This window comes from Rhodococcus sp. 05-2255-3B1 (assembly GCF_002258545.1).
In the GTDB taxonomy this organism is placed as follows: Bacteria; Actinomycetota; Actinomycetes; order Mycobacteriales; family Mycobacteriaceae; genus Rhodococcoides.
In genome coordinates, this window is record NZ_NOZC01000018.1 from 277,061 (window position 1) to 302,453 (window position 25,393).

The window sequence follows — 25,393 nt, forward strand, 5'->3', positions numbered from 1 at the left end:
CCCATGCTAGTCGGCTGGTAGGGCTTGCCAAATTAGAGTGAGCATTCTAGTTTGAGAATATGACGACGATCACAGTGCGCGGACAGCGGTTCGGCGGGGTTCCCAGGGATCACTGGAGGCGGGTCAACGATTCGCTCGACCCGGACACCGACTTCGTGCAGATCTACCGAAATCTGGCTGTGCACGAGTTTCCATGGGACATCACGCAGGCGTTGTCCTTTGCGCTGTTCCGGACGTTCGCGGTACCGGGCATCGGCAAGCTCCTCGACGAGACAGGTGCATTCACCGGGGCCACTCAGAAGCGCTACGACGACACGGTGCTGCTGCTCGAGGTGCCGTTCCTGCGGGGCTTCGACGACGAGCAGGGCCGTGCCGCGATCCGCCGCATCAATCAGATGCACCGAAGCTACGACATACCCAATCACGAGATGCTGTACGTGCTCGCGACTTTCGTCGTCGTTCCGCAGCGCTGGATATCCGTGTGGGGTAAACGGCCCATGACCGACGTCGAAGTACGAGCATCGGTCAGGTATTTCCGAACGCTGGGCAAGCACATGGGGATATCGGACATGCCCGACTCGTTCGAGGGCTTCGCGAGCTTGATGGACGACTACGAAGCGGAGTACTTCGCCTTCGATTCGGGCGCTCGACGCGTCGCCGACGCCACTCTGGCTCTACTCGCCTCGTTCGTCTCACCGGTCCCGAAGGGAGTCGTTCGCGTGGTGAGTCTCGCTCTCATGGATGCGCCGCTGCGGAATGCGTTGGGCTACAGCCACCCTCCTCTGGCGCTGGAGCGGCTCGTCACAGCCGCGATGCGTGCGCGAGGACGTGCTCTGCGACTGTTCCCTGCTCGCCTCACGCAGCGACGCAATGCCGACTCGCAGCGAATGCGTTCCTATTCGGACGGATTCGTTATTGCCCAACTGGGCACGTTTCCGGGCGGGTGCCCCGTGCGTTCCGTCGACGCACATGCGACTCGAAGCGGTCGCGCTACACCCGGTCCTTACCCGGCTGGTGCGTCGGATCGATGAGGAACAGACTGCTGCCGTCCAATCCGTCTCTGCGGTGGATGTTTCCGCGCAATCCGGCTTCGACCAGTCGCGCCGCGATCTCGTAGATCTCCTCGAGGCGATGGTCGGTGAGATCGGGTCTGATCGCGAGATGGATCTCGTCGCCGATGTGGCGTAGCACCGCCTCGAAGTTCGGGCTCACCGAGCTGTAGAGCTCCTCGCATTGGACAACCAGCGCGTCGGACATCACGAAGTCGTCCTCGGCTCCGAGCAAGGGGATGACGCCGAAGTCCTCGAGAAGGTTGATCAGCTGTACCCCACTACGTCCGGCCGCAGTCGACCGATCCGCCAGCACACCGGATTCCACTTCCTTCGTCGTGAAGATCAGTGTCGCCTCGGCGCTGGGATCGAGCAGACCCAGATCGGCGCGCATCGCCGTCAACAGCAGCGAGTGCATCCGGATGATGTACTCGTGCTCGCTCTGCAGACGTTCGTGTGCCGGAGCGGGGATTCCCGTTTCGGGAGCCAGCGGGGCGAACACCCGACGGTCGATACCCGTCGACAACTCCAACGCCAACGGATGAACCCGCCTGCGCGCGACCACCAATGCGGCGGAGAGCGCCAGATTCAACCGGTCGTAGGCCTTGTTCAAGGACTGCGTCGCAGCCGTGAGATCGCCGACAGGAGTCGAGACCACCGCCGCCGAAATCTCCTCCGCCACAACCCGATCGACATTCGACAGGGCGAACAGCAACTCTTGATACCGCGCCGTCACCTGATCGCGGCTCCACGAGTCGCTCTCACCCGACTGGCGCACCTGACGGTCGACGGCAGTGTGCAGTGCCGCCACCTCGCGGGAGATGACGTCCTCGTTCGCGCCGACCCGACGCACACTGAGCGCCGCCCACGCCGCACCGAGGGCAGCGATGACGACGACGATCAAAGTCCACACCTGAACTGCCGTGACACCCGACTCCGAGGCAGCTACGACGCTGGTAGTCATGGGCTACATCATGCCCGAGTGTGTTTCACGTTGTCCTTCTTTCGCCGCCCTAACCTGTGGCTGCGACATCCGGCAGTACCTGCGCCGCGATACGACGGGGGTCGTTCTGGGGTAACGACTCGATGAGGATTCGTCGTGGATGCGATGCCGCTCCGGTGATGAGGTATTTCTGGCCGGGTCGTACGCGGGCTGCTTCGTCGATCATTTCGTCCGGCCACTCGGATTTCGGAGCGGAGTCGGTGTCACGCAATGCGTCGGCGACGATGCGGCGTGGATCGTACTGGCGCAGATCCATCGACTCCCATTCCGAACGGCGCAGCGGAACGCCCATTTCGTCCTCTGCCGCGGTGCGGGTGGACTCGACGAAACTGCGCACGGAGCGGACGGTCCGTGCCAGTTGATGGGCGTATCCGGGTAGTCGCGATGGGCCGAGGACGAAGCCGGCGATGATCGCTACCAGGAACAGTTTCTCGAAGGTCAAGCCGAACATGATGTGAGCTCCGGTTTCGGTGAAGTCAGGATGCGTCGAGCCGCTCGGCGGTCGTGTATCTCGGTGATCACGACGGCCGCACCGAACAGGGTGGCCATCGGCAACGCGACCAGGAACATGGACAGGACGTCGGCGGCGGGAGTGACGAGCGCACTGAACAGGGCGATTCCGACGACGCTGAGCCGCCAACTGCTACGTAGTCGATGCGCAGAAAGAATGCCGAGGCAGTTCAACATCACCAGCAATGCCGGCAGTACGAACGCGATACCGGTCGCCAGCACAATCTTCATCACGAAGTCCACGTAGTACGAGGCGTTGAGGATGGTGCTGTCCTGGTCCGAGGAGAACCCGGCGAGCACGCTGACCATGCGTGGGAAGATGGTGAACCCGAACACGCAGCCGGCCACGAACAGCGGAGCCGCTGCGGCCGAGAAACCGTAGACGTACTTCTTCTCCCGACGCGTCAAACCTGGTGCGAGATAGGCGAACAGCTCACGCAACCACACCGGAGACGACACGATCACGCCGGCGAACAGCGCGATCCTCAGTTCGAGATCGAAAGCGCCGGTGACGGTGTCGAAGTTCAGGCTGGCGTCACGGGAGAGCGCGAGCTCCTCGACGGGCGCACGGAGGATGTCAAGAATCTGGTCGGTGAGGGCGAACCCGATCGCCACGCCGACGATCAGCGACACCGCCGCGCGCACTGCGCGGCGACGAGCCTCGCGCACATGCCCGGCAAGGGGCATCGTTCCTCGCGCGGCGGTGGCTGTGCTCATGATGCGTGGCGGTACGGAACCGGAACGGACGCGTCGGCGAATGTCGATTCCGTGGTGGCGGTGGTCTCGTCACGCGTCGCGGTCTTCTTGTCCTCCCGCACTTCGTCTTTCAGGATTCGCATCGACTGACCGACGCCCTTGGCGAGGGAGGGGAGCTTGGTCGAGCCGAACACGAGCAGCAGGATGGCGAGAACGATGAGCGCGTGCCATCCGGTGAGGTTGTGCAACATGGTGATTCCTTAACTGGTGGGTAGTGTGAGGTGGGGGTGATCAGTTGGTGGGGGCTGAGCCGGCATTGGGCGGTCCGCCCGCCGGGGGAGTGCCGCCGCCCATGGGGGCCTGGCCGCCACCTCCGCCGCCTCCGCCCGCGGGTGCAGCACTCATCGTCGGTTCGGTGGTGGCATCGATCGCCACCGCGAGTGATCCGACGTAACCGGAGGCGGGATCGCCGCTGAACGTGCCCATCTCCAGCTCGTAGCCGTCGCCGAAGACATTGTCGTTGTCGAGACTGCCCATCTGGGTCAGGTTCTTCGCCGACTCGGGATAGACGTCGGTCTTGTCCTGATAGATCGCCTCGAGCATGTCCTGCGGGAACGCGACCTGTGAGGTGGCAATGGCGTTGTCCACGTTGGTCGCCGACGCGGCGTCGGGGTAGACCTCGAAGTGCATGTGGGTCCAGCGACCGGAGTAGCAGCCGGGAACGACGGTCTCGAAGGTGACGGTGCCGTCGGAGCCGGCCGCTTGGATGCCGCGCAGATACGTCTCATCCTCGACCCCCTCGGAGTACATCGAGTACTGGCCCTCCGCATCGCACTGCCACACGTACACGGCCGCACCCTCGTACGGTCGACTGTCGTTCGCCAGGTCGGTGAGCGTGAAGGTGAACGTGAGGGGCACTCCGCTCACCGTGGTTCCACCGTCCAGGCTGGAGGTGATGTCGCTGCGGACGATGCCCGATTCCTCGAGGACGTTGACGCCGTTGGTGCCGTCGGCCGGGTAGGGGCCGTTGGTTTCCTGGGGGATCTCGCTCGTCGCCGTCGAGGTGGTCGTCGACGCGGTTGCCGTGGTGGCGGCGGAACTTCCGGCGCTGGAGGTGCTCGAGCATGCGGCCAGAGCGAACGCGCCCGCTCCTGCGCCGACGAGACTCAGTACACGGCGGCGGGTGACGAGGGTGGTGATATCGAACCCTGCACCCTGGTCGACGACCTCCTCGGTGGGGCGGTCGAGAAGCCGTCCCTCGTAGGCGGGTCCGTCGGGTGTATCGGTCGGCTCGGGGATTCGGGTCATCGTCGTACGTCTCCTTCGTTGCGGCACTGAATGTTTCGGTAGTGCCAATACTCTGGGACGTTGCGGTGAGGACCCTGGACCTCCGCTGCGAGGTTCCTGTGAACGGTGCGACCCGGTGAAAGCCCCCTAAGTAGCTAAGGCTAACCTCATCACGCGTACCGACCTGAAGGACTGTGATGACTCTTCGTGTGACCACCCGCTTCGCTGCACTCCTCACCGCTGTCGCGGCCGCGTCCTTCGCGCTCGCCGGGTGCAGCTCGACGGAAACGACCGACAGCCCGGCCGCCGCCGCGTCCACCGGCTCGTTTCCGCTGACCGTGCAGCACATGTACGGCGAGACCACCCTCGACGCAGTGCCCGAACGGGTCGCGACGTGGGGATTCGGCACCACCGACGCGGTGCTCGCGCTCGGTGTCGTCCCGGTGGCGATGCCCTCGGCGGAGTACGGCGGCGGTGACGATCTGATCTACCCGTGGGTGTCCGACGCGATCGAGTCGTCCGGCGGTCCGGCCCCGGTTCTGCTCGACAACGTCACCGACGCACTCTCCGTCGAGAAGCTTCTCGCCACCGACCCGGACGTGCTGTTGGCTCCGCATTCCGGGTTGACGCGGGCCGAGTACGACGCGGTGACCGCAGCCGGAGTTCCCGTCATCGCCCCGCCGGAGGAACTGTGGTCGACGCCGTGGCGCGATGTCATCACCACCACCGGTGATGTTCTCGGGGTGCCGGACAGGGCCCGTGATCTCGTCGCCGATCTGGATTCTCAGGTACAGGACGCAGGTGCTCGCCATCCCGAATTCGACGGCCGCACAATCGCATACGTGTCCGAGGCTGCCGACGTGTACTACCTGCTTCTGCCGTCGGACCCCAGAGTGGAGCTGCTCGAGAACCTCGGCTTCGTCTCGCCTGCATCGGTGACGGGCCTCGCGACCGACGACGCCACCTACTCGACCACGGTCTCGGCCGAGAATATCTCCACGATCGACGCCGATGTGGTGTTCACTCAGGTCGACACCGACGACGCCCTGCAGCAATTCCTCGATTCGCCTGTCTCACGCCAGATTCCGGCAGTCGCCGCCGGTGCGGTCGCCGGATTCGTCGGCCAGGAGGCCGGAGCTGCAGTGGGCCCGACGGCACTGTCGATTCCGTACTTCCTGCCGACTCTGGTCGACGGACTCGCAGCCGCTGTGAACACCGCCCGCTGACGACGATGGGCAATGGTGGACGGCATTCGGACGAGCCCGGAGGCATCTGCGCGCGAGTAGTCTGACCGCGACGACATCGGTCGACTCCGGGAGTGCACTCATGACCTCACGCTTGCCCGACGTATTCAGCCCGTCTGCCGTGCAGTACGGCGAGACCGTCAGAGTGGACGACCGCACGACCATTCTGCCGGTATCGCGTCGATCGGCTCGGGGAGCAGAGACCGCGGTGGGGGTGTTCACCATCACGGACGGCACGGCGGTGTGGACCCCAGCCGTCGATACCGGCCGCATCCAACTGATCGGGGTGCTCACCGGCCTCGTTGCTGCGACATTGGGATGTGCTGCGGTCCTGAGGCGGCCGCCGTGGCCGACCGTCACCATCGATCGTTGACCCAGGTCACGCCCGACGGAGGACGTCGCGGGTGAGCTCGAGCTGGCCGAGATGCTGGGCCAACTCGCGCACCAGGTGCGTCAACACCCATTCCGGGGTTGCGGTTGCGAGCTCCGGGCGGGTGGTACCCATGACGGTTCGATCGCGAATCCCCTCGCGTACTGCGACATTCACCCACTCGGGCAGACGCGACCGAACCTCGTCGACCCGCGTGATCAGATCGTCGATTCGGCCTGTGGCAGTGAACTCGGCGGCGCGATCCCGCGGGATCTTCAGACCGGCGATCACCGAACCTGCCCAGTACTCGATCACGGCCACGCAGTGGAACACGATGGCGTACGGACTGTTGGCACCCGGCAGGTCCGGCTTCGTGTTGGCCGGCTCGTCGCCCAGGTCCCGCAGGATCTCCGTCATCGACGACAGGCTCGCGCCAGTTATCGCCAGAAAGGCGTCAGCGACACGGCTTTCGGCGTCGTCCTGCTGCGAGGTCACCACGGGTACGGCTGACAGTCGTCGAGGAAACAGCCGTACGGATCACTTCCCGGTTCGCCGTGCATCACCGGACCGTACACCCGATCGCCTGCCCTTGTGCCTGGGCCCGGCCGACAGACACCGCTGCGACCGCGGGATCAGATTCGACGCGTGACCCGAACCACCGCATCGCGCAACGTCTTCGAGTGCACACCCGTGCCACCGACCGTTCTGGAACGTTCGAGTGCGGTGTCGATGCGCCACGAGGAGGCGTCGAACAGGGCGGTGATGTCTGTCGCGGTGACAGTGGCCTCGTGCGGTGGCTGCTCGTCGTCCCCGTGTGAATGATGATGCCCGCCGTCGTGCAGATGGCCGACGATGAGCAGCGAACCGCCAGGCGCAACCCACTGCGCGATGTGTCGATAGAAGTCCAACTGCGGAATCGACGGATGCGCGTAGTGGGTCGTCACCAGATCCCATCGGTCGGTCGGGTTCCACGTCGTGAGGTCGGCTTCGATCCAGGTGACGTCGACCCCCGCTGACCGCGCCTGCTTCGCGGCGGTGTCGAGGGCAGCGGCGGAGATGTCGGCACCGGTGACTCGCCAGCCCTGCTCGGCGAGCCAGATCGCTTCTGCTCCGGCACCACAGCCTGCGTCGAGCGCGGTACCGGGCGTCGATCCGGCCGTCTCCTGCACGAGATACGGATTCGCCGCGACGGTGTGGGACGTTCGGTCATCCCAATGGTGCTCCCAGTACTCCTTGTCGAATGCGTGCGTCATGTGCTGAGTCCTCTCCCGGTGGTGTTCCGGGATCAGAGTGACAGCCCGCTCGTGGATATGGCAAGCATGTTTGCCGTTTCAGCAAGTTGCGCCCGAGTCAGAAAGGTGCGTCGGTGATCATTCGATTTCGGCCGGCGCGCTTCGCCTGAAACATCAATGCGTCAGCTCTGTCGAGTGTGTGGCGAAGGCCTTCGTTCGGTCGCTGGAGCGTGTAGCCGGCCGAGAACGTCACCCCCGATGACGTGGTGGCGGCGGCAAGAGCCTCGAGTGATCGAAGCGCACCGCGACGATCGCAATTGCGCAGAGTGATCACGAATTCCTCTCCGCCCCATCGGGCCAAGAGTCCATCGACGCCGATGCAGCTGCGGGCAGTCGACGCGAAGTCGCGGAGCAACGCGTCGCCTGCGGCGTGGCCGAAGTGGTCGTTGAACTGCTTGAAATGGTCCAGATCGAGAACCGCGACGATTGTGTCGACCCAATCGTCGTCGACGAGGGACACCGCGTGATCCGACCAGCCGCGACGGTTGAGTGCCCCGGTCAGTTGATCCGTTCGGGACGCGAGCAGGATGCCGTCCTCGACCTCTTTCCGTGCGGTGATATCGAGAGCGGCACCGAGCGTCCACTCGGCATCGGACGGACCGATGAAAGGGACCAGAGTCAGCAGAACCCAGCGAATCTCGTCGTTCGGTAGAACGAACCTCACCTCGACCTTCACGGGTTTGTCCGCGGCCGTCCCGGCGGCCATCAGGTCCTCGACGCTGCGGTGGAGCGGGAGGTCGTCCGGGTGTGTGTGCACCGTCGCGGATCGACCGATCAGTTCCGAGGAGGACAAGCCCACGAGTTCGCAGTAGGCCGCATTGACGTCGACGAAGAGCCCATCGGCGTCGGAGAGAGCCTGCGCCACGGGGCTGGAGGCGAACATGCGCCGGTACCAGTGATCCTCCACGACGCAACGACCCGCTTTCTCCCCTTCCCGGATGGGGAGTGTAGTTGAGGTCTGCTCGAGCCCTGTGACGCATTCGGCTGCCGGCAGCTCCGTCCGGCCGACTCGTGCGGGAACTGTCGCCGGTAAGCGGCAGATTGGCACGAATGTACGACATTCGGGAACCGTGTGCGCGTGCGCGCCGTCCAAGGGGTTGGGGTGGCCGGCCGACGATGGGGTCTCGATGACGACGAAGTGACGAGCATCGAGTGCCAACAGGATTTCGACGACCTACTCGACGTCTGTGTCGACATCGCCGCCGAACGGATCAGCGAGAACTGGGGACTGCACCCGGTGGCCGTCGTCAACGACCTCTCCGGCGGGCAGCGGGTGCTCGCACCGCAGCAGCCACTGGGAGACGGGGAGTCGCACGCGGCGATGCACGAGCAACTCGTCCGCGATCTGCGCGCCGTCGCCGATGATCTGCGGTCGTACGCCATCGTCTCCGACGCCACCGGCGAGGAGGCGTCGGGTACCTATCTCGAGGTCTTGCTCGAACACCGCGAATATGCGATGCGGATACTCGTCCCGTACCTGATGCCCGACGCCACGACCTTCGATCTGGGTCCGACGAAAGCTTCGGTGGGGCAACGACTTCTGTGGCCCTGATCGCTCTGCAAACGCGCGCGCGTTCGCCGAATGCGCGCGATATCGTGCCCGGATCGGTGGCGAATCCGAACGCGTCCGACAAGTGCGCGCGCGTGTGCGAAACCGGGGGCGTCGGCCTCCTCCAGGGGATTGGCACTCTCGCCCGTCGAGTGCCAAAATGGAGGCACATTCTCACTCGAAAGGAGTCCGCAGTGACCGTCACCTCTCCCCACTTCGATACACGTGATTCGGACGACGACATGCCACCGAAGTGGTGGAACCGGCGCATTCGTACCCGCGCGCAGGTGACCGAATATGCCGTCATGTTCGGTGCGATGTCGATCGTCTCGTTCTGGGCCGCCGGGCTCGGCATCGCTGCAGGATTGATTGCCGTCGCGTCTGCTCTGTGGGCCGATCGCAGCCCCGACCTCTCCGGCCCGCGCGCCGATCGCAGTGACACCGCGCTGGCCATCGGAACCGGAATTCTCGGCATCGTCATCGGCGTGGGCTTCGTCGCGATGGTGTTGCCGTATTGGTGATGGAGCGACTTCGTCGCATGTGAGCGGAACTTCGTAGTCCACTACGAATTACCGTTCACGACCGAAGCGCCTGCCTCGAGGCCGGTCGACCGCACTGCGGTCGGCCGGTTTCGTCGTTTCCAAGAACATTTCTCATGTATCTGCGACGGAGCGTTGCACCAACCAGTTTTATGTGTGACGCTGTGTTGCGTACACATTGTTCGGACGCAGGCGGAAGGACCACCATGACTGCAGTCGACGACGCACGAACGCTCTACCGAGACAGGCTGCACGCACTGTCGACGGCATCGGTGCACCAGCACTTCGACGCCTTCCTCGACATCCCCTGGGACGAGCCCGAGTACGCGATCGTTCCCGACGATCCACGCTGGGTGCTCCCGGACGCGGACCCGCTCGGCCACACCGACTGGTACAAGTCGCTTCCCCTGGACCGGCAGATTCACATCGGGATGTACCGCCAGGCCAGCATGGTCAAGGTCGGCCTGCAGTTCGAGCAGATCCTCATCAGCGGCCTCATGCAGTACGCCCTCACGCTGCCCAACGATTCACCCGAATTCCGGTACTCGACGCACGAGGCCACCGAAGAGTGCCACCACACCCAGATGTTCCAGGAGCTGGTGAACCGCATCGGCATCGACGTGCCGGGTGGGCCCGCGTGGTTCCGCAAGATCGTGCCCGTCCTGACCCTCTTCGCGAGCCGATCCGCACCGTTCGGATTCTTCGTCGGCGTACTGGCGGGCGAAGAGCCGATCGACCACATGCAGAAGGGCGTCCTGCGCGCCGGTAGCGTCGGACACCCCTTGGTCCAGCGGGTGATGCAGATTCACATCGCCGAGGAAGCACGACACATCGGCTTCGCCCATCAGTACCTCGAGCACAAGGCCCCGCGGCTCGGACGTTTCGAGAAGGCGTCGATCTCGATCCTCATGCCCGTCATCATGCGACTGCTGTGCGACGTGATCATGAAACCGAGCAAGCAGATGCGACGCGACCTCGCCATCCCCGACGAGGTTGTCGACGCTGTGTGGTGGAACAGCGAACCGTCACGAAAGGCATTGCGCGACACCTTCGGTGACGTCCGAATGCTGGCCGGCGAGCTCGGACTGATGAACCGCGTGTCCCGACGCGTCTGGCGCGCCCTCGGTATCGACGGACGCCCCTCGCGTTACCGCAGCGAGCCGTCGTTCGGCTGACTTTCGTCGAGGACGCTTTCGAGGGGCACCTGCGGGATCGCGATCCCGCGGGATGCCCCGAGGCCCTTGACCTGCAGCCAGATGGTGTCGGCCAGGAACGTCGCGAAATGATCGAGACCGGTGCGGTGTTCGGTCTGCCCGCTCCAACTGCGCACCGCACCCATGCAGCCGGAGACGAGGCCCGCAACCCACGGCCGCACCAGCGACCAGTCGTCGGTGGTCAGGTCTGCGTGCACCAGTGACAGGAATGCCGCGACGCTCACTTCCAACTGCTCGGCCAGCAGAGCGTTGGTCTCCTCGAGGGGCGTGGGTGACTCGGCACTGACGTCCTGCTCGACGAATCGCGTCCACGCGGGGTGCTCGGCCACCCAGCGCACGTAGGTGCTCACCATGCGATGCACCGCGTCGCGAGGAGTGCCGGTCAACGCGAACGACGAGACCAACGTGTCCGTCAACTCCGAGCAGATGGCGCGCTGAATGGCCGTGTCCAAGTCGGTTCGATCGCGGAAATGCCGGTACAGCCCGGTGCGGTGCACCCCGGCCTCGGCCGAAATCTGAGCGGTGGTGAGCCGCTCACCGGGTGCGATATCGCGCGCCAGAACCGTCATGGCCGCGTCGATGATGTGGCGTCGACGATCGGAGTTGTGCTGTTCCCAACGCCGCTTACGGCCATCGGACTCCGGGCGCTGGCCACCGTCACTCATGCTGCATGCTCTCACGTCCACATCGGGTGAGGACGTCAGTTGCTGCGTTTACGAAGTGCGAACAGCACGCCCGCTGCGCCGATCGCGACGACGACCACCGCGACGATCCAGATCGGAAAACCGCTGCTGTCCTCGGGCTCTTCTGCGGCAGTCGGTGTCGTTTCGGTAGGGGCGGGGACTGCGGTGGCTGCGGTTGCCGCCGACGTCGGGGACGCCTGGGTCAGTTGGAACGGAATGCTGCCGGTGATCGGGTGCCCGTCCGCGGAGACCACTCGGTAGCCGATGGTGTACTCGCCCGCCGCACCGAGCCCGTCGAGATCGACGGTCACCGTGCTGCCGTCGACGACGGGATCCGATGCCCCCCATTGGGTTCCGTCGGCTCCGACGACGGTGACGGTGGCGAAGTTCGACTGCACGGACTGATTGAACGTCAGGGTCACCTCGTCCGGGGCGGCGTCGAGCACGGAGTTCTCGGCAGGGTTGCTGGACTGCAGAGTTGCGTGCGCAGCTGCCGGGGCGATCGACAGTGCCGTCGCGGTGAGAATGGCGGCGGCAATCACGGCCAGGCGTTTCATCGGGTGCTTTCTTGTTGTGGTGCAGGGTTATTCGTGCGGGGGCTCGCCGGTGACCTTGTGGTCGGCGAAGTTGAGGCCCTCACGCACGAGCCGGGCGAGGTGACCGTCGGCCAGGCGGTAGATGACGTTGCGGCCGTCGCGTCGGGTCTCGACGAGTCCGGTGAATCGAAGCTTGGCCAGATGCTGGCTGACGGCGGTGCGGGAGGTTCCGGTGGCCGTGGTCAAGGCGCTGACGTCGGCAGGGCCGCGGTCGAGCAGCCAGAGGATGTGCAGTCGCGTGGGGTCCGAGAGCATCCGAAAGGTGTCGCTGGCCGTGGCCAGGCGTGCGGAGTCCGGTTCGACGGCATGGTCGAGACTGATGCGCGGTTCCTTCTTCGGTGGCATCGAACGTCGTCTCCCTACGCGGAGGCGACCACCGACACTCGGGAGCGACTCCACAGGCGTGCTGCGGACAGTGCCGCAAGTGTAGCCAAGCCCGTGAGCACCATCGCCGCGGTGAACAGTCCGAACTGGGCCCCGACCCATCCCGCAACTGGATAGCTGAGCAGAAACGCGGCATGCGACAGCGAGAACTGCGCCGTGAAGATGGACGTTCGGGTGCTCTCGTCGGATTCACGACGCAGAATCCTCGCCGACGGGGTGTTGATCATCGACGTCCCGACGCCCAGCAGCACCCACGTCGCGGCCAGCGCAACCCAGGCGGTCGACCCTCCGTGCAGGGTCGCCACCAGTGTTGCTGCGGCAGTTCCCATCACGGCCGTGGCAGCCCCGGTGAGCATGAGCGTGTGATCGTTCGTAGATCCGAGGGCTCGTGGGATGCACAATGCTGCGACCATCGAGCCGGCGCCGTAGCAGCCGAGAGCGATGGCCAGCTGACTGCTCGATCCGCCGAACAGATCGCGGACGTAGAGAACGGAGTTGACCACCACGAGAGCAGTCGCCGCAGCGACCACCGTGTTCAACGCGATCAGTCCCTGCAGTTCGGGATTCCTGACGAACGTCGCGATGCCCGAGGTCGATCGTCGGATCTCGGGTGCGAGGTGTCTCGGAAAGTCGATACCGACCACCATCACCGCGGAGACGACGAACCCCACAGCCGTGCCGACGAACAGCGTGTGGAAGCCGATGACCGTCAACAATGCGGCGGCGATCAGCGGGCTGACCAGTGATTCGAGGTCGTAGGCCAGTCGCGAGAGCGTCAACGCGCGGGTGTACTGCTGTGCGTCGGGCACCACGGACGGAATGACGGCCTGGAAGGTGGGAGTGAAGGTGGCCGACGCCGCCTGCAGAACGAAGATCAGCACGTAGACCTGCCACACCTGATCGACGAACGGCAATGCCAGTGCGGTGAGCGCCCTGACGGCGTCGGCGCTGACCAGCACGAGCTTGCGGGGGAGCGTGCCGGTCAGTGACGACACGATCGGAGCGACGAACACGTACGCGATCATCTTGATCGCGAGAGCGGTACCGAGCACGGCTCCCGCGGCACTGCCGGCAATGTCGTAGGCGAGCAGTCCCAGCGCCACCGTCAACAGTCCGGTGCCCAGCAACGCGACGACCTGCGCGGTGAAGAGGCGTCGAAAAGCGGGGTTGGCGAACAGCATGGATTCAACGTACACACATGTGCGCAAGTGCGCACTGATTGGATTCGATCCGAATGTGTGCAATTCGATCGCTAGTTTTTCGGTATCGTTCAGCAGTCGGCTGTGCAAGGGGGTGGTTCGTGACCGTAACTCGCAACACGTCGAACGATGTCGTGCGCCGAGCCGTCGATCGGTTGCCGTCGATGATCGGGTACTGGGACAGCTCGCTGCGCAATGTCTTCGCGAACCGCGTGTACGCCGACTACTTCGGAATCGAACCGCATGACCTTGTGGGTAAGCACATCAGCGAACTGCTCGGCGAGACGCTGTACCGGTTGAACCTGCCGTACATCTCCGGCGTCCTCGCCGGCGAGCAGCAACAGTTCGACCGCACGCTCATCGATGTCAACGGTGCCGTGCGCGTCACCCAGGCCACCTACGTCCCCGATGTCGTCGACGGCGTCGTCCTCGGATTCACCGCATTGGTCGTCGACGTCAGCGCCCGCGCCGAGGTCGAACGTGAACGAGATCGCGCGATCCGGCTGTTCCAGAACGTGATGGAGAACGCCCCGATCGGCAAGGCCGTGATGACCCGCGACGGCCGATGGCTGCAAGTGAACAAGGCCCTGTGCGAGCTGCTGGGGTATACCGCAGAAGAGTTGCGCCAGAAAACTTTTCGAGACATCACCCATCCCGACGACATTCCCCTCGCCGACGAACACCTCAAAGGATTGGCCGAAGGGACGCTGACGAACGTGGCGTCGGAGAAGCGATACATCCGCAAGGACGGTGCCACGATCTGGGTGCAGCGCAACGTGACCGTGGTGCGCGACGACGAGTCCGGCGACGTGATCATCGCGCAGATCCAGGACATCACCGCACGCAAAGCTGCCGAGGCATCACTCGAACGCCAGGTGCTGATCGACGACCTCACCTCACTGGCCAATCGCCGACGCCTGATGTCCGAGTTGCATGCGATGAAGGACTCCGCCGACGGTCGTCCGGTGGGAGTGCTCTTCGTCGACGTCGACGCATTCAAGTCCATCAACGACCGATTCGGACACGCGGTGGGGGATCGAGTACTCCAGGCAATCGGCCGTCGCATCCTGGACAACACCCGCTCCGATGACGTCGCCTGCCGTATCGGCGGAGACGAATTCGTCGTCCTCCTGCGCAGCGCCCGCTCACGCAACGGTGTCGAATGCCTCGCCGACCGAGTTCGCGGACTCCTCGCCGGCCCCTACGACATCGACGGCACCGACATCCCGGTCTCGGTGAGCGTCGGATGGAGCTGGGAGCCGGCCGCCGACCCGGACCAACTGCTACGAATGGCAGACGAGCGAATGTACTTGTCCAAGCGCGCCTGAGATCCGGATCGATCTGGGTTTCAGTCGGTCAGAGTGAAACAGAGGCGCATCGATCCGCCGGACCGGTGCATCTCAAAGACGCGTCGGCCGAGCACCTAGTGGCGGCGTGGGGGCAGGTCCGCGTTTCTTGCGTGAATCGACCCGGTAGGCCAGGTAGAGATACAGGAATCCGGTGATGGCACCGCCCAGGCATCCTGCTGCAGTATCGAGAGCTGTTGAGCCCGAGTTGATCATCAAGTGCATCAGGAGGAAGCCGATACCGACTGCGGGGACCAGGGCAAGCGCATTGATGTAATCGGCTCGGGTTGCGCCGCACTTCTTGCTGAGTGCGCCGGTCATGACCCACTCGCGAAACGGCTTCTGCATCTCGGCCTCCGACCTGGCGTGGTCCATTTTGCCCGTTTTCTTCACGATACCGGATAGTTCGCGACGCTGACGATGTCTTGGGAGGGTGCTCTGATGATCCTCGCGGCGGCGAAATCGGGCAACTGACCGCGCTCAGCGCGGCTGGCTGCACCGGATTCGATCGAGGGTTTCGGCAATTTCGGCGATCACGTGATCCATGCGTTCGGTCAGGTCGGCCCAGGTGTAGCGAAGGATCGTCCAGCTCGGGCTGATGCCGTTCTGCCTGCTCCGATCCCGTTGGAATGCATCGTGGTCGGAGTGGAATGCCCAGCCGTCGATCTCGATGGCCAGCATCTCGGCGAGGAACGCGATGTCGAGTTCGTACTCGCCCCATCGATAGTTGACCACCCAGCCGCTGATCTTGCGGGCCCGGAACTCTCCGATCAAGAGACGCTCTCCCTCCGAGCGGGCACCGTTCGCTGCTACTTTCAGCAGCCGCTTCGCCTCGGGAGCGCCGGTGCGACCCGGGTTTCGCGCATGGGCTCGCTGCAATCGCCCGAGGTCGGTGTGTCGCTGAAGTGCCCGATCCATGATGTGCGCCTTGCCTATCGAGGCTTCGAGAACGGTGAGTTCGAGAGACGTGACCTGAAGCCCGCGGCGCTCGACGATGTCCTTGCTGTGGATATCGCGGCGGCGGAGTCGGCATCCCTCGGCGCGGCTGCGCCCCTTGCGCGGGGTGGTGACTTCGATGATGCTCGGTGCGTCGGTTATCACCCGGTGCCAGAAGGCCGCGGCTTCCCCGCTGAGCACAGCGTTCGGTCCTGCACCCCACACAACGCATCGAATGCGCGCGTCCGCAGTGAATGGGCGATCGACGACGAAGTACACCCCGCGATGAATCGTTCGCCACGCCCCCGCTCGCACCGAGCGGTCCACAGCATCGCCGCTCAGGCCGCACATCGCCGCCTGCGCGCGGGTGATCACGCCGTCGTGCTGTGCCAACCATTCATCGAGCATGTCCACTTGGACGTTCACTGCGCCGGAGCGGTTCCACAGTGCGAATCGGGTGCAATGGACCGCGCTCAGCGCGGCTGGCTGCACCGGATTCAATCGACGTGGAGCTGTGTGTTTGAGTCATCCGCATGGATTGGGTCGCCAAGGAGCTATGTGTGGCGGCGGCCAGTGGTGCGTGCACGGCTGCGGTCCTCATTTGGTCGAGTGCCAACGGTCGATGGTGGGACCTGACCCTCCCGGCTGTGATCGGCGGAGTGTTCGGACTGATGGTCGGCCTGGTCGCGGTCGCAGGTGGGCACTACGCAGTGCGGACTGCGGCGTTCTGGCCGCCGCGGACTCGCAACCGGTGGAGGCACCGTTTCGCGCTGTGTTCGGCAGCGGCCGTGATGCTGGTGGTTGGCGGACTGCTCGCATGGACCGAGGCGGCCTCGGGAAATCCATCTCTGCACCCGGAGTCGTTGATAGTGCTCGGAACACTGACATCGGTGAGCTACGCATTCGCGTATGTTCTCGCGCCCTCCCGTTTCGGTAATCCGGTCAGTCAGAACGTCCAGACGCGCTGAGTTCGGTTTCGAGTGTGGTGCAGCCGATCGCGTTCACTCGCATGCATCGGGCCGGTCACGGTGCCCGCCGGCAATCTCTGGATGATGGGCGACAACCGCAGCGGCTCAGCCGATTCCAGAGCTCACCGCAAAGACGAACTGGGCGGCACGGTGCCCGTTGGAAATGTCATCGGCCAAGCGCGCCTGATCGTTCTGCCGCCCTCGCGATGGGGCACCATCGAGTCGCCGTCGATCCAGGAACACTGATCAGAATCCGAGATCTCGCTTGCGGCGCTCGCGTTCGAGTCGACGTTGCTCTTCTGCGCGCTCTCGGCACTGCCGAAGAAATTCCGCATCGGCATCTGGATTCTGCGCGGCCTGACGACCGGGGCGCGTTTCGTACTCCGGGAACGCAGAATTGATCGCCCGCCGGTTGCCGCCGCCGGGACCTCCCCAGATTCCGCCACCTATCGGACGTCCCGCGAACAACCACGCCAACGAGCCGGCGAGCGGGAGAAACACCACCAACAGCAGCCACACGATCTTCGGGAGGAATCGCACTCCACCGTCGTCGGCCGTGATCACGTCGATCAGACAGAACACCCACAGCAACATCACCAGCAAACCGAGATACGGCATGTGATCCTCCATTTTCAAGACCGTTCGGTCTGATGTACCGAGGATCGTAGCGGGATTGTCGTGAATTCAACAGACGTGGCCCGACGTCTGTTCGCCGACGGAGAGGGGCGACCCGCCGCTGCACTTCTGTTCGCCGGGAGCTTCGTGCCCGAAAATATGTTCGACGCATTCACGGCCGAGTGGAAAACGTTGTACGCCAAAATGGGTGGGTACCCCAGTGTCCCGGGTTCGAGAACGACGAGGCAAACCGGTTCTTCGATCGACATCCGAAGGTAGACACTCCGGAGCCCGCTGACAGCCGGAATCGGGTGCAGCTGACCGCGCTCACCGCGGTCAGCTGCACCCGATTCGGCCTGCAATCGCTTCAGCCCACAGGGCAACCGGCATCACGTCGATCACCTCGACCAGCGTCACAGCAACAGTCAGTGGCCTTGGGAGTAGATGAACAGCGACGACTGTCGTGTGTTCCTGGTGAGCAGGACGGTCACAGGGTCTGCCGTCCCCTGAGCGGGACGCGAGGTGGACAGCATCTCGGGTTCGCAGGTCATGCCCAGAGCAGTCCAATTGCTCGTCGATGCAGCGGTGCACGTGACCGGTTGCAGCGGCGGATAGGAAGGGTTTGCCGCCGAGAGCGCAACGTCGTCGCCCCACTCGCTCGATGCATCGAATCGCGCCCACCACGCGGGCCGGCCGACGAACTCCGCGTGGGTGAAGGCCTGAACGAACTCGAAGCCACTCGGCACCTTTAATGCTATGTCTTGCAGACCGTGCGACATTTCTTCTCGGTCCATGGACCTGCGTTCGCCAGACTCGAACGAACTGCACGACGCCGTGAAAATGACGACGAGCGCCAGCAGGAGACGTGTCTTTCCCGAGTTCTTCATGCGGGAGGGCTCAATCGGGACAATGAGGCTCACGCACTCATCGTGCCGCGCGGCTCGATGATTGTCGCGGGATCAGTGTCGGGAGTGCCTTTTTCAGCGGAGTCGAGCCGTCATCGCCGTTGAGCAGTATTTCCATTGCGGTTCGGGCGATTTGGTCGAATGCGGTGCGAACCGAGGTCAGGGGAACCGGCAACAGTTGCGCGAGCGGGATGTCGTTGTAGCCGACCAGTGAAAGGTCCTCTCCAACAGCCAGATTGTGTCGATGCGCTGCCGACAACACTCCGAGGGCAAGGTTGTCGTTGGCTGCGAACACGGCGGTGGGACGGCCTGAGCCGCCGAGCAGATCGTGCCCTGCACTTGCCCCGGCTTCGATTCCGTAGCCGGTCTCGATCGTCCACTCCGGGCGTGGTTGCAGGCCGGCTTCGGCAAACGCCCTGTGCGCGCCCGCCAAACGACCGACAGCGCTGGACGTGAACAGAGGGCCTGTCAGCACTGCGATGTCGGTGTGGCCGAGATCGATGAGGTGGCGAACCGCCAGATATCCACCGGTCTCGTCGTCGCCGATCGAGGACGGGCTCTTTCCGTCGGTTCTCAGCACCAGTACGTGCGGAATTCCGTTCTCGCGCAAGTGACTGGGGAGGGGGTCGTCGGTGCGACTCGTGGCGAGAACGACCCCATCGACATTGCGCTCCAGAAGCGACTGCGCGGCGTTCCATTCGTCGGTGGGATCGTCGCCGCTCGTCGCGACGACGGCGTGGTAGCCCTCCCTGCCCGCTGCCCGGTCGATGGCCTCGAACATCAGCGCCATCACGGTGTCCGAGAGGCGCGGCACCAGGACGCCGATGGTGGCGGTGGCACCGCGTCGTAGATTCGACGCGAACGTGTTGCGCCGGTATCCGAGATGCTCGGCAATCTCGCGCACCCGTACGGCCGTCGCGGATCGGGACGGTGCGACGCGGTCGTCCAGCACACGGCTGACGGTCGAGATGCTGACCCCGGCAGCCTTGGCGACGTCACGCAGTGTGACCGCGTCTGTGCGCTCCGTCGAGAGCCCACTTCGGGTGGAACGCATGTGCAGTTCCTGACTGTTCGTTGAATCTCCTGGTACGGCCGAACTTACAGATCGCCAGCCTGCGGCGCATGCAAACGTCCCAGGAACGTTTGCAAGCGCGCTGTGCGATGCCTGTCACCCCTGATCTTCAAAGTGATGGTTGACACATCGGTGGGGAGCGGTTTAGCGTGATGCAAACGTTCCCGACAACGTTCCCATCACATTCTCGAGAAGGACGACAACATGAATTCACTCGATCTCCGCGGACTCAGCCCAGCACCGATCACGCCGTTCACTCGCGAAGGTGAGGTCGACTACGACGCGATCCAGCGCCTCGGGTCCTGGCTCGGCAGCGTCGATGGCGTCAAGAGTCTCGTCGTCCTCGGTCACGCGGGTGAAGGCACGTTCCTCACCCAGACCGAGCAGGCCAAAGTGATCGGTGCCTTCCGCGATTCGGTCGACGGAAAGCTTCCGATCATCGCCGGCATCACCGGGGAAGGTACGGCCGTGTCGGTCGAAGAAGCCAAGCGCGCAGTCGACGCGGGTGCGTCGGGCGGACTGGTCTACCCGTCGCACGGTTGGCTGCGCTTCGGCTACCAGGACGGCGCACCGCAGGACCGCTACAAGGCACTGTACGAAGGATCGGGCCTGCCTCTGATCCTGTTCCAGTACCCGGACGTCACCAAGGCGACGTACAACCTCGACACCCAGCTCGAAATCGCTGCTCAGGAGGGCGTTTTCGCCACGAAGAACGGCGTTCGGAACATGCGCCGCTGGGACCGTGAGATTCCGGTTCTGCGTAAGGAGAACCCGGACCTGCAGATCCTCAGCTGCCACGACGAGTACCTCCTGCACACCATGTTCGACGTCGACGGGCTCCTCGTCGGTTACGGCGGATTGGCTCCCGAACCCCTCGTCGAGCTCATCGCCGCAGGCAAGGCCAAGGACTACCCGGCCGCACGCGCCATCCACGACCGACTCCTGCCCGTCACCGCGAACGTCTACCACCGCGGATCTCACATGGAGGGCACCGTCGCGCTCAAGGAAGGCCTGGTCCACCGCGGCATCCTCGAGCACGCCACCGTCCGCTCGCCGCTGCTGCCACTCGCCGCAGGCGCTCACGAAGAGATCGCGGCGGCACTGGACTCCGCGAACCTCGGCTCGGTAGTACCCGCGCTGGTCTGAGTTCCTGCACAGGATCAGACCGCGTCAGATCACTCGGTAGGCATCGATGGCCATCTTCCTGTGGCCATCGATGCCGCACACCGACCTTCGCTCGTACTTTTCGTATCCGCTCCCCACCGCGTCGAGCCGAGGGCACACTGCCTCTAGTAGCGAGTACGGAGCGTCACCAGAAAGGCTCGTCATGAGTCATCCCCGCACGACCCCGGTGGCACCAGCTGCGTCCACCATCACCGCAGACGGACCGCCTGCCATGTCGAATCGATGGAAGACCGTCCTGAGCACGCTGGCCATGGCGGGTCCCGCCTTCATCGCCGGTGCCTGGCAGTTCGGCCCGGGAAACCTGGCCAGTGCGGTCGAAGCAGGCAGCAAGTACGGCTACGCGTTGATCTGGGTCGTCGTGTTGTCGACGGTGTTCATGCTCGTCTACGCCGACATGAGCGTGCGTCTGGGTATACGCACGCCGAAGTCGTTGATCAGCTCGGTCAAAGACGTCCTCGGTCAGCGCGTCGGTGTCGCAGCCGGAATCGGCGTCTTCGTCATCACACTCTGCTTCTCGGTCGGCAACGCCGTCGGATCCGGTCTCGGGCTGTCGATGGTCTTCGGCGGCTCCCCGCTGATCTGGACGATAGCGTGCACGGTATTCGTCGCACTGATTCTGTTGTTCCGCAACGTCTATCGCATAGTCGAGCGAGTCCTGCTCGTCATCGTCGGACTTCTCGGTGCCGCGTTCATCATCAGCGCAGTCATTGCCAAGCCCGACTGGTACATGGCACTCAGCGGAGTCATGCCCAGTGCCCCTCCAGGAAGCATGCTGCTCATCGTCGCTCTCGTGGGCACCAACTTCTCGCTCAACGCAGCGTTCTTCACCTCGTACGGCATTCATGAGCGGGGCCGTACCAGAGATGAATATCGTCGAACCTCCATCGCCGACACCATTCCCGGTATCGTCGCCCCCGGCATCATGACCGCACTCGTCATCGTCGTGGCCGCCGCCGTTCTCGGGAGCCAGAACGCCGAAGCGGCAACCCTGGTCGGACTCGCCAAGATCTTCGAGCCCATCGCGGGGCCCATCGGATCCACGATCTTCGCGCTCGGACTGTCGGGAGCTGCGTTCTCGTCCATGGTCGCCAACGCAACCGCCGGCGGCACGATGCTGTCCGACGCATTGGGCCGAGGGGCCTCCCCGAGTACCCCGACGGCAAAGGCGACGTGCGCTGCAATCCTGGCATTCGGCCTGGCGATCACGATCGTATTCACCTCGTCGCCGATCCAACTGATCATCGTCGCTCAGGCTCTGACCGTGCTGGTGGCCCCGTTCCTCGGCTTCCTGCTCTACGTGATGAGTAACAACCATCAGTTGATGGGGGATCTCCGAAACACGTGGTGGAAGAACGCACTCGGCGTCCTCGGCTTCTTATCCATCCTGTCTCTGTCGGGTCTGCTGATCTACGAACTGCTGACTCGGTAGCCCGTCGAGTCGAAGCGAATCCCGAGTGGGAGCTCATACGAGCGCCCGCTCGGGATTCTCTGTATGCGGCCAACCGTCACCGTGTGTTTCTCGGCATGAACTGTCCGGCTGTCGAACCGATGAGTGCAACGCCGAAACCAGCGCATTGCAGCGCTGTCATGTTCTGTCCCAACACGATCCAACCGAGGGCGGCCGCGGTGAGCGGACTGAGGACGCCGAGCAGGGAAATGCTTGCCGAGGGCAGCGCGCGGGCACCGCGGAACCACAACGCGTACGCCATCGCGCCGCCGATCACCGAAAGCCACGCGTAGCCGAGTACAGCCTCGGCGTCGATGGCCCACGGACCGTCGTCGACGATCGGAATCAACGGGAAGATCACCATGCCGCCGACGAGTAGTTGCCACGCAGTGGAATTGAGCGGATTGGTGTTGGGCGGCACACCCCAACGCTTGGTGAGGACGATGCCGGTCGCCATGCTGGCGGTACCGATGGCCGCGGCGGCGAGGCCGATCGCGTCGAGTCGAACGGTGCTCGAGATCGTCGTCAGCGCGACCCCGACTGCAGCGACGAGGGCCCATCCGATCTGCACAGGACGCGTGCGTCCCCACCCGAGCGCCGTGGACATCGCGATGATGACGAGAGGTTGCGCAGAACCGACGACGGCTGCGGTGCCTCCAGGAAGCCGGTAGGCCGCTACGAACAGCATCGGAAAGAACAATCCGATGTTCAACACGCCGAGGACAGCGGTCTTCAGTCGCCAACCGCGTCCTGGAATCCCCGGTGAGATGAGTAGAAGCAGCAGCCCCGCCGGAACGGCGCGAAGAACACCGGCGGTCATCGGTCGATCCGGCGGGAGAAGCTCGGAGGTCACCAAATATGTTGTCCCCCAGACAATGGGGGCCAGTGCGGCCGCGGCGGTGATTCCGAGAGTCGAGGATGCGCCGCGTGGCTCCCGAGCGTGGGTCGAATCAGCATCGGTATGTGATGCCCGCATCTCGCCTCCTGGTTCGAAAAACATCTTAACGTTGAACTATCCCTGCGTTGAACAGTATGCGTATGCTTGCCGGACGTCAACGGTTCAGGGGTGAGGGGGTAGTAGGTGTCGGACGAGGTGCAGGATGCAGTGGATCGGATCCTGCAACAGTGGACGGTCGAGCGGCCCGATGTGGATGTCAGCCCGATGGCCGTCATCGGGCGCATCAGTCGAGCTGCATCCGTTCTGGACAAGCGTATTCAGGTGACTTTGGCCGAATATGGTTTGCAAGCAGGCGAATTCGATCTGATCGCTACGCTTCGACGCACCGGAGCCCCGCATCGCCTCACCGTGGGGCAGTTGCTCGACAGTGCGATGGTGACGTCGGGAGCCATCACGAACCGCTTGAATCGGCTCACGGACAAAGGGTTGATCGAACGCGAAATCGACCCGACGAATCGTCGGGTGATCATCGTGCAATTGACGCCGGCCGGACTCGACGCTGTGGATGCCGCGCTACCCGCGCACGTGGCGAACGAGGAAGCGCTGCTGACATCACTTACTCCCGGCGAACGAAGCCAACTCGCTACCTTGCTGAAGCGAATGCTGCTCGACATTCAGCAGTAGCAACCTCGTCGTATCCTTGGCCGCATGGGCGAATCGCAGACTGGCTTGCGAATCCGGCGTGCGAGACAACCGCCCGCATGGCCGGAAACCTCGGCTGCGACGCGTATTTCGTGATAGACGCCACTCATGCATTAGATCGCACATCGCTCGATGGAACCACCGTCCCTGCCGCGACGTTGTCGACCATGATTGCGACAAACCTCCGTGGGGAATTCGCAACGGTCGTCAAGACTGACGTCCTGATCTCGAGCTCGTAGGCGAATCGTTTGATACCGTCCGGTATGGCGAATCGGCGGGTTAAGGCGGGTCTGGCGGGACCCATCGTGCTGCTGTACCTCGGATACTTCGCTTCGGTCCCGATACTCGAAGCGTTCGTCGGCGGACTCTTCGAGCCGAAGCTGAACTGGGCTGAAATCGGTTGGGATGGAACGGTTGTATTCGCATTCATGGTCGTTGCTGGATTGGTTGCGTGTGTCGTGGCGATACGAATGCTCGTGGACTCGCCGCAGTTTCCAGGAATCGTGGCGACCTCAGGTTCGTCCGTCGGTCGAAAGATCGACTCGGTGGGTGTCACTCTGATCGGGTTCGCAGTCGCTGTGTTGTCGCTGATGGGCGAGGGCCTGGCACTCGGCTTCCTCGCCCCCGTCGCTACTGGATGGTTGTGTGTCAACACGATCCGGAACTACAGATCGCTATCCAGATCCGGCCGAGCTGAAACGGCACAGTGATCCGTGAACGCCGTACTTGTGCTCGTACTGATGGTTGGACTCGGCGCGTTCACGTATGGCGCTGCAGTGGGGTTTCGAGGAAAGGCGCTCGACGTCGACTACTACGGCCGCGACATCCCGGATCGGGTGAAGACCACGCCGCAGCTTCGCGCAGAAGCCAACAGGTCGTTCAGGACATGGTGCGTCGTCGCCGCGATGTTGATTCTGGCTCCGCTGCTCTGGATCGTCGCCGACTTCCAGCGCGAAAGAACGACGTGGGAGTTACTCGGTCTGGCGGCCTACGTCTTCATCGTCGTGATCGTCGGCAGTTACCCGTTCGCAAAAATCAAGACCTTGTGATCATTCGGCCGACGTTCGGGGCGGTTTCGGACATATCAGTGACTCGACCGTCTCGCTGTCAATCCACCCAGCGGCGAAGAGTCGCCTCATCGGACGGCGGGCCGTAACGGTTCAGCCGAGTCAGGAGGGCACCGTCAGAACCGGCCGACCGCAGTGTCGAGCAAGTTTGTCGGCTGCGGCCTCGCCACTCAATCTGCGTAGTACCGAGGCGAACCCACCGCCGGACGCACCCAGAACGATCATCTGCGCGTTGTACTTACGCCCGAAAGACTCCAGTGCGCCGCCCGGAGTTCCGTAGACCGCGTCGTAGGTCCATGGCACGTCCTCTCGGGCGAGTGCTTCGGTAGCTCGCTCACGTTCGCGGCCCGCCTGGGCCTCGGTGTCCTCTTCGTAGATGTCCGAGTCCGGGTCGACGGGTGTATCGGCGATATCGATCACGTGCACCACGTGCACCGATCCTCCGATCCCCGCAGCGAACTGCAGCGACCACGTCAGCGCGTGATGCGAGATGTCGCCGCCGTCGTAACCGACCACCAGCGAGCATTTGGGGGTGTCGGGACTGCTGTTCGGCCCGTCGATGTGCACTCCTGCGCTGCGTCGGTGGATATGGGAATCGGCTATTACGTCCTCCTCGAATTATGCACTGACAGAACAA

32 protein-coding genes and 1 pseudogene are annotated in these 25,393 nt (G+C 63.9%); 13 read left to right on the plus strand and 20 right to left on the minus strand.

Annotated features, from left to right (window positions below):
• Nucleotides 1-59: 59 nt before the first annotated feature.
• A complete protein-coding gene (locus CH249_RS11735; RefSeq protein WP_094683474.1) occupies nucleotides 60-1,031 on the plus strand; it encodes an oxygenase MpaB family protein in 972 nt (323 codons plus the stop codon).
• On the opposite strand, the gene CH249_RS11740 is transcribed toward CH249_RS11735, so the two are convergent.
• The 5 genes from CH249_RS11740 to CH249_RS11760 are packed head-to-tail and all read right to left on the minus strand — an operon-like array spanning nucleotide 991 to nucleotide 4,566.
• Nucleotides 991-2,013, minus strand: a complete 1,023-nt coding sequence (locus tag CH249_RS11740; protein WP_094683475.1) for a hypothetical protein — start codon at nucleotides 2,011-2,013, stop codon at nucleotides 991-993. The genes CH249_RS11735 and CH249_RS11740 overlap by 41 nt on opposite strands.
• Nucleotides 2,014-2,062: 49 nt before the next feature.
• Nucleotides 2,063-2,503: a preprotein translocase gene (locus CH249_RS11745; protein ID WP_094683476.1), complete on the minus strand. Its 441-nt coding sequence runs from the start codon at nucleotides 2,501-2,503 to the stop codon at nucleotides 2,063-2,065.
• On the minus strand, nucleotides 2,491-3,279 hold the full coding sequence (gene tatC, locus CH249_RS11750; RefSeq protein ID WP_052049758.1) for a twin-arginine translocase subunit TatC: 789 nt from the start codon (nucleotides 3,277-3,279) through the stop codon (nucleotides 2,491-2,493). Before tatC ends, CH249_RS11745 begins: the two co-directional genes overlap by 13 nt.
• Nucleotides 3,276-3,509 (minus strand): twin-arginine translocase TatA/TatE family subunit, encoded by a 234-nt coding sequence (locus CH249_RS11755; protein ID WP_094683477.1) that lies wholly within the window; start codon nucleotides 3,507-3,509, stop codon nucleotides 3,276-3,278. Before CH249_RS11755 ends, tatC begins: the two co-directional genes overlap by 4 nt.
• 40 nt (nucleotides 3,510-3,549) lie before the next feature.
• Complete coding sequence (locus CH249_RS11760; protein ID WP_094683478.1) at nucleotides 3,550-4,566, minus strand: 3,4-dioxygenase subunit beta; 1,017 nt, start codon at nucleotides 4,564-4,566, stop codon at nucleotides 3,550-3,552.
• 176 nt (nucleotides 4,567-4,742) lie between these two features.
• Here CH249_RS11760 and CH249_RS11765 point away from each other — a divergent pair, with 176 nt between their 5' ends.
• Complete coding sequence (locus tag CH249_RS11765; RefSeq protein WP_094683479.1) at nucleotides 4,743-5,771, plus strand: ABC transporter substrate-binding protein; 1,029 nt, start codon at nucleotides 4,743-4,745, stop codon at nucleotides 5,769-5,771.
• 100 nt (nucleotides 5,772-5,871) lie between these two features.
• Nucleotides 5,872-6,162, plus strand: coding sequence for a hypothetical protein (locus CH249_RS11770; RefSeq protein ID WP_052049756.1), 291 nt, complete (start codon nucleotides 5,872-5,874; stop codon nucleotides 6,160-6,162).
• A 6-nt stretch (nucleotides 6,163-6,168) separates the two neighbouring features.
• Here CH249_RS11770 and CH249_RS11775 read toward each other — a convergent pair whose 3' ends face one another.
• From CH249_RS11775 to CH249_RS11785, 3 genes are all read right to left on the minus strand, one after another.
• Nucleotides 6,169-6,576 carry a DinB family protein gene (locus CH249_RS11775; protein WP_094683539.1) on the minus strand — a complete coding sequence of 136 codons (408 nt, stop codon included), beginning with the start codon at nucleotides 6,574-6,576 and terminating at the stop codon, nucleotides 6,169-6,171.
• 215 nt (nucleotides 6,577-6,791) lie between these two features.
• Nucleotides 6,792-7,412: a bifunctional 2-polyprenyl-6-hydroxyphenol methylase/3-demethylubiquinol 3-O-methyltransferase UbiG gene (locus tag CH249_RS11780; protein ID WP_094683480.1), complete on the minus strand. Its 621-nt coding sequence runs from the start codon at nucleotides 7,410-7,412 to the stop codon at nucleotides 6,792-6,794.
• 97 nt (nucleotides 7,413-7,509) lie between these two features.
• Nucleotides 7,510-8,499, minus strand: coding sequence for a sensor domain-containing diguanylate cyclase (locus CH249_RS11785; RefSeq protein WP_306436900.1), 990 nt, complete (start codon nucleotides 8,497-8,499; stop codon nucleotides 7,510-7,512).
• A 30-nt stretch (nucleotides 8,500-8,529) separates the two neighbouring features.
• Here CH249_RS11785 and CH249_RS11790 point away from each other — a divergent pair, with 30 nt between their 5' ends.
• From CH249_RS11790 to CH249_RS11800, 3 genes are all read left to right on the plus strand, one after another.
• On the plus strand, nucleotides 8,530-9,003 hold the full coding sequence (locus CH249_RS11790) for a hypothetical protein (protein ID WP_143544435.1): 474 nt from the start codon (nucleotides 8,530-8,532) through the stop codon (nucleotides 9,001-9,003).
• 191 nt (nucleotides 9,004-9,194) lie between these two features.
• Nucleotides 9,195-9,521 carry a hypothetical protein gene (locus tag CH249_RS27560; protein WP_045200446.1) on the plus strand — a complete coding sequence of 109 codons (327 nt, stop codon included), beginning with the start codon at nucleotides 9,195-9,197 and terminating at the stop codon, nucleotides 9,519-9,521.
• A gap of 224 nt (nucleotides 9,522-9,745) precedes the next feature.
• Nucleotides 9,746-10,714 carry a diiron oxygenase gene (locus tag CH249_RS11800; RefSeq protein WP_032396180.1) on the plus strand — a complete coding sequence of 323 codons (969 nt, stop codon included), beginning with the start codon at nucleotides 9,746-9,748 and terminating at the stop codon, nucleotides 10,712-10,714.
• Here the strand turns inward: CH249_RS11800 and CH249_RS11805 are convergent.
• Genes CH249_RS11805 through CH249_RS11820 form a run of 4 tightly spaced genes read right to left on the minus strand, consistent with a single transcriptional unit; the run spans nucleotide 10,687 to nucleotide 13,597 of the window.
• On the minus strand, nucleotides 10,687-11,418 hold the full coding sequence (locus tag CH249_RS11805; protein WP_094683484.1) for a TetR/AcrR family transcriptional regulator: 732 nt from the start codon (nucleotides 11,416-11,418) through the stop codon (nucleotides 10,687-10,689). The genes CH249_RS11800 and CH249_RS11805 overlap by 28 nt on opposite strands.
• Nucleotides 11,419-11,453: 35 nt before the next feature.
• Nucleotides 11,454-11,993, minus strand: coding sequence for a copper resistance CopC family protein (locus CH249_RS11810; RefSeq protein WP_094683485.1), 540 nt, complete (start codon nucleotides 11,991-11,993; stop codon nucleotides 11,454-11,456).
• Between the two features lie 27 nt (nucleotides 11,994-12,020).
• A complete protein-coding gene (locus tag CH249_RS11815) occupies nucleotides 12,021-12,377 on the minus strand; it encodes a metalloregulator ArsR/SmtB family transcription factor (RefSeq protein ID WP_032396178.1) in 357 nt (118 codons plus the stop codon).
• Between the two features lie 14 nt (nucleotides 12,378-12,391).
• Complete coding sequence (locus CH249_RS11820) at nucleotides 12,392-13,597, minus strand: MFS transporter (protein WP_094683540.1); 1,206 nt, start codon at nucleotides 13,595-13,597, stop codon at nucleotides 12,392-12,394.
• 119 nt (nucleotides 13,598-13,716) lie between these two features.
• Here CH249_RS11820 and CH249_RS11825 point away from each other — a divergent pair, with 119 nt between their 5' ends.
• Nucleotides 13,717-14,943, plus strand: a complete 1,227-nt coding sequence (locus CH249_RS11825; RefSeq protein WP_179273281.1) for a GGDEF domain-containing protein — start codon at nucleotides 13,717-13,719, stop codon at nucleotides 14,941-14,943.
• Nucleotides 14,944-15,015: 72 nt separating this feature from the next.
• Here CH249_RS11825 and CH249_RS11830 read toward each other — a convergent pair whose 3' ends face one another.
• Nucleotides 15,016-15,354 carry a hypothetical protein gene (locus tag CH249_RS11830; RefSeq protein WP_143544437.1) on the minus strand — a complete coding sequence of 113 codons (339 nt, stop codon included), beginning with the start codon at nucleotides 15,352-15,354 and terminating at the stop codon, nucleotides 15,016-15,018.
• Between the two features lie 87 nt (nucleotides 15,355-15,441).
• Complete coding sequence (locus CH249_RS11835) at nucleotides 15,442-16,323, minus strand: type IV toxin-antitoxin system AbiEi family antitoxin domain-containing protein (protein WP_306436603.1); 882 nt, start codon at nucleotides 16,321-16,323, stop codon at nucleotides 15,442-15,444.
• 134 nt (nucleotides 16,324-16,457) lie between these two features.
• Here CH249_RS11835 and CH249_RS11840 point away from each other — a divergent pair, with 134 nt between their 5' ends.
• A complete protein-coding gene (locus CH249_RS11840) occupies nucleotides 16,458-16,865 on the plus strand; it encodes a hypothetical protein (protein ID WP_143544439.1) in 408 nt (135 codons plus the stop codon).
• Between the two features lie 30 nt (nucleotides 16,866-16,895).
• Nucleotides 16,896-17,111 (plus strand): annotated as a pseudogene (locus CH249_RS11845) (S26 family signal peptidase); the annotation flags it as partial.
• On the opposite strand, the gene CH249_RS11850 reads toward CH249_RS11845, so the two are convergent.
• The 3 genes from CH249_RS11850 to CH249_RS11865 all read right to left on the minus strand — a co-directional run bounded on the left by CH249_RS11850 (nucleotide 17,112) and on the right by CH249_RS11865 (nucleotide 19,439).
• The gene (locus CH249_RS11850) at nucleotides 17,112-17,483 is read right to left on the minus strand and encodes a PLD nuclease N-terminal domain-containing protein (RefSeq protein WP_037194160.1); all 372 of its coding nucleotides are present in this window, start codon (nucleotides 17,481-17,483) and stop codon (nucleotides 17,112-17,114) included. It lies immediately after the preceding pseudogene.
• Between the two features lie 422 nt (nucleotides 17,484-17,905).
• Nucleotides 17,906-18,226, minus strand: coding sequence for a hypothetical protein (locus tag CH249_RS11860; RefSeq protein WP_143544441.1), 321 nt, complete (start codon nucleotides 18,224-18,226; stop codon nucleotides 17,906-17,908).
• 178 nt (nucleotides 18,227-18,404) lie between these two features.
• Entirely contained in the window at nucleotides 18,405-19,439 is a 1,035-nt protein-coding gene (locus CH249_RS11865; RefSeq protein WP_143544443.1) for a LacI family DNA-binding transcriptional regulator, read from the minus strand.
• Between the two features lie 222 nt (nucleotides 19,440-19,661).
• Between CH249_RS11865 and CH249_RS11870 the strand changes: the two genes are divergently transcribed.
• Nucleotides 19,662-20,603 carry a dihydrodipicolinate synthase family protein gene (locus CH249_RS11870; RefSeq protein ID WP_094645932.1) on the plus strand — a complete coding sequence of 314 codons (942 nt, stop codon included), beginning with the start codon at nucleotides 19,662-19,664 and terminating at the stop codon, nucleotides 20,601-20,603.
• A gap of 24 nt (nucleotides 20,604-20,627) precedes the next feature.
• Here the strand turns inward: CH249_RS11870 and CH249_RS27870 are convergent, their stop codons facing one another.
• The gene (locus CH249_RS27870; RefSeq protein WP_155292947.1) at nucleotides 20,628-20,786 is read right to left on the minus strand and encodes a hypothetical protein; all 159 of its coding nucleotides are present in this window, start codon (nucleotides 20,784-20,786) and stop codon (nucleotides 20,628-20,630) included.
• A gap of 106 nt (nucleotides 20,787-20,892) precedes the next feature.
• On the opposite strand from CH249_RS27870, the gene CH249_RS11875 reads away from it, so the two are divergent.
• Entirely contained in the window at nucleotides 20,893-22,071 is a 1,179-nt protein-coding gene (locus CH249_RS11875) for an Nramp family divalent metal transporter (RefSeq protein WP_094630616.1), read from the plus strand.
• Nucleotides 22,072-22,147: 76 nt separating this feature from the next.
• On the opposite strand, the gene CH249_RS11880 is transcribed toward CH249_RS11875, so the two are convergent.
• Nucleotides 22,148-23,065 carry an EamA family transporter gene (locus CH249_RS11880; protein WP_094645931.1) on the minus strand — a complete coding sequence of 306 codons (918 nt, stop codon included), beginning with the start codon at nucleotides 23,063-23,065 and terminating at the stop codon, nucleotides 22,148-22,150.
• A gap of 105 nt (nucleotides 23,066-23,170) precedes the next feature.
• Between CH249_RS11880 and CH249_RS11885 the strand changes: the two genes are divergently transcribed.
• Together CH249_RS11885 and CH249_RS11900 are read left to right on the plus strand one after the other, a co-directional pair.
• Nucleotides 23,171-23,671 (plus strand): MarR family winged helix-turn-helix transcriptional regulator, encoded by a 501-nt coding sequence (locus CH249_RS11885; RefSeq protein WP_094683490.1) that lies wholly within the window; start codon nucleotides 23,171-23,173, stop codon nucleotides 23,669-23,671.
• A gap of 731 nt (nucleotides 23,672-24,402) precedes the next feature.
• On the plus strand, nucleotides 24,403-24,738 hold the full coding sequence (locus tag CH249_RS11900) for a hypothetical protein (RefSeq protein WP_094630190.1): 336 nt from the start codon (nucleotides 24,403-24,405) through the stop codon (nucleotides 24,736-24,738).
• Nucleotides 24,739-24,858: 120 nt separating this feature from the next.
• Here CH249_RS11900 and CH249_RS11905 read toward each other — a convergent pair whose 3' ends face one another.
• Entirely contained in the window at nucleotides 24,859-25,323 is a 465-nt protein-coding gene (locus tag CH249_RS11905) for a universal stress protein (protein WP_179273280.1), read from the minus strand.
• Nucleotides 25,324-25,393 lie beyond the last annotated feature (70 nt).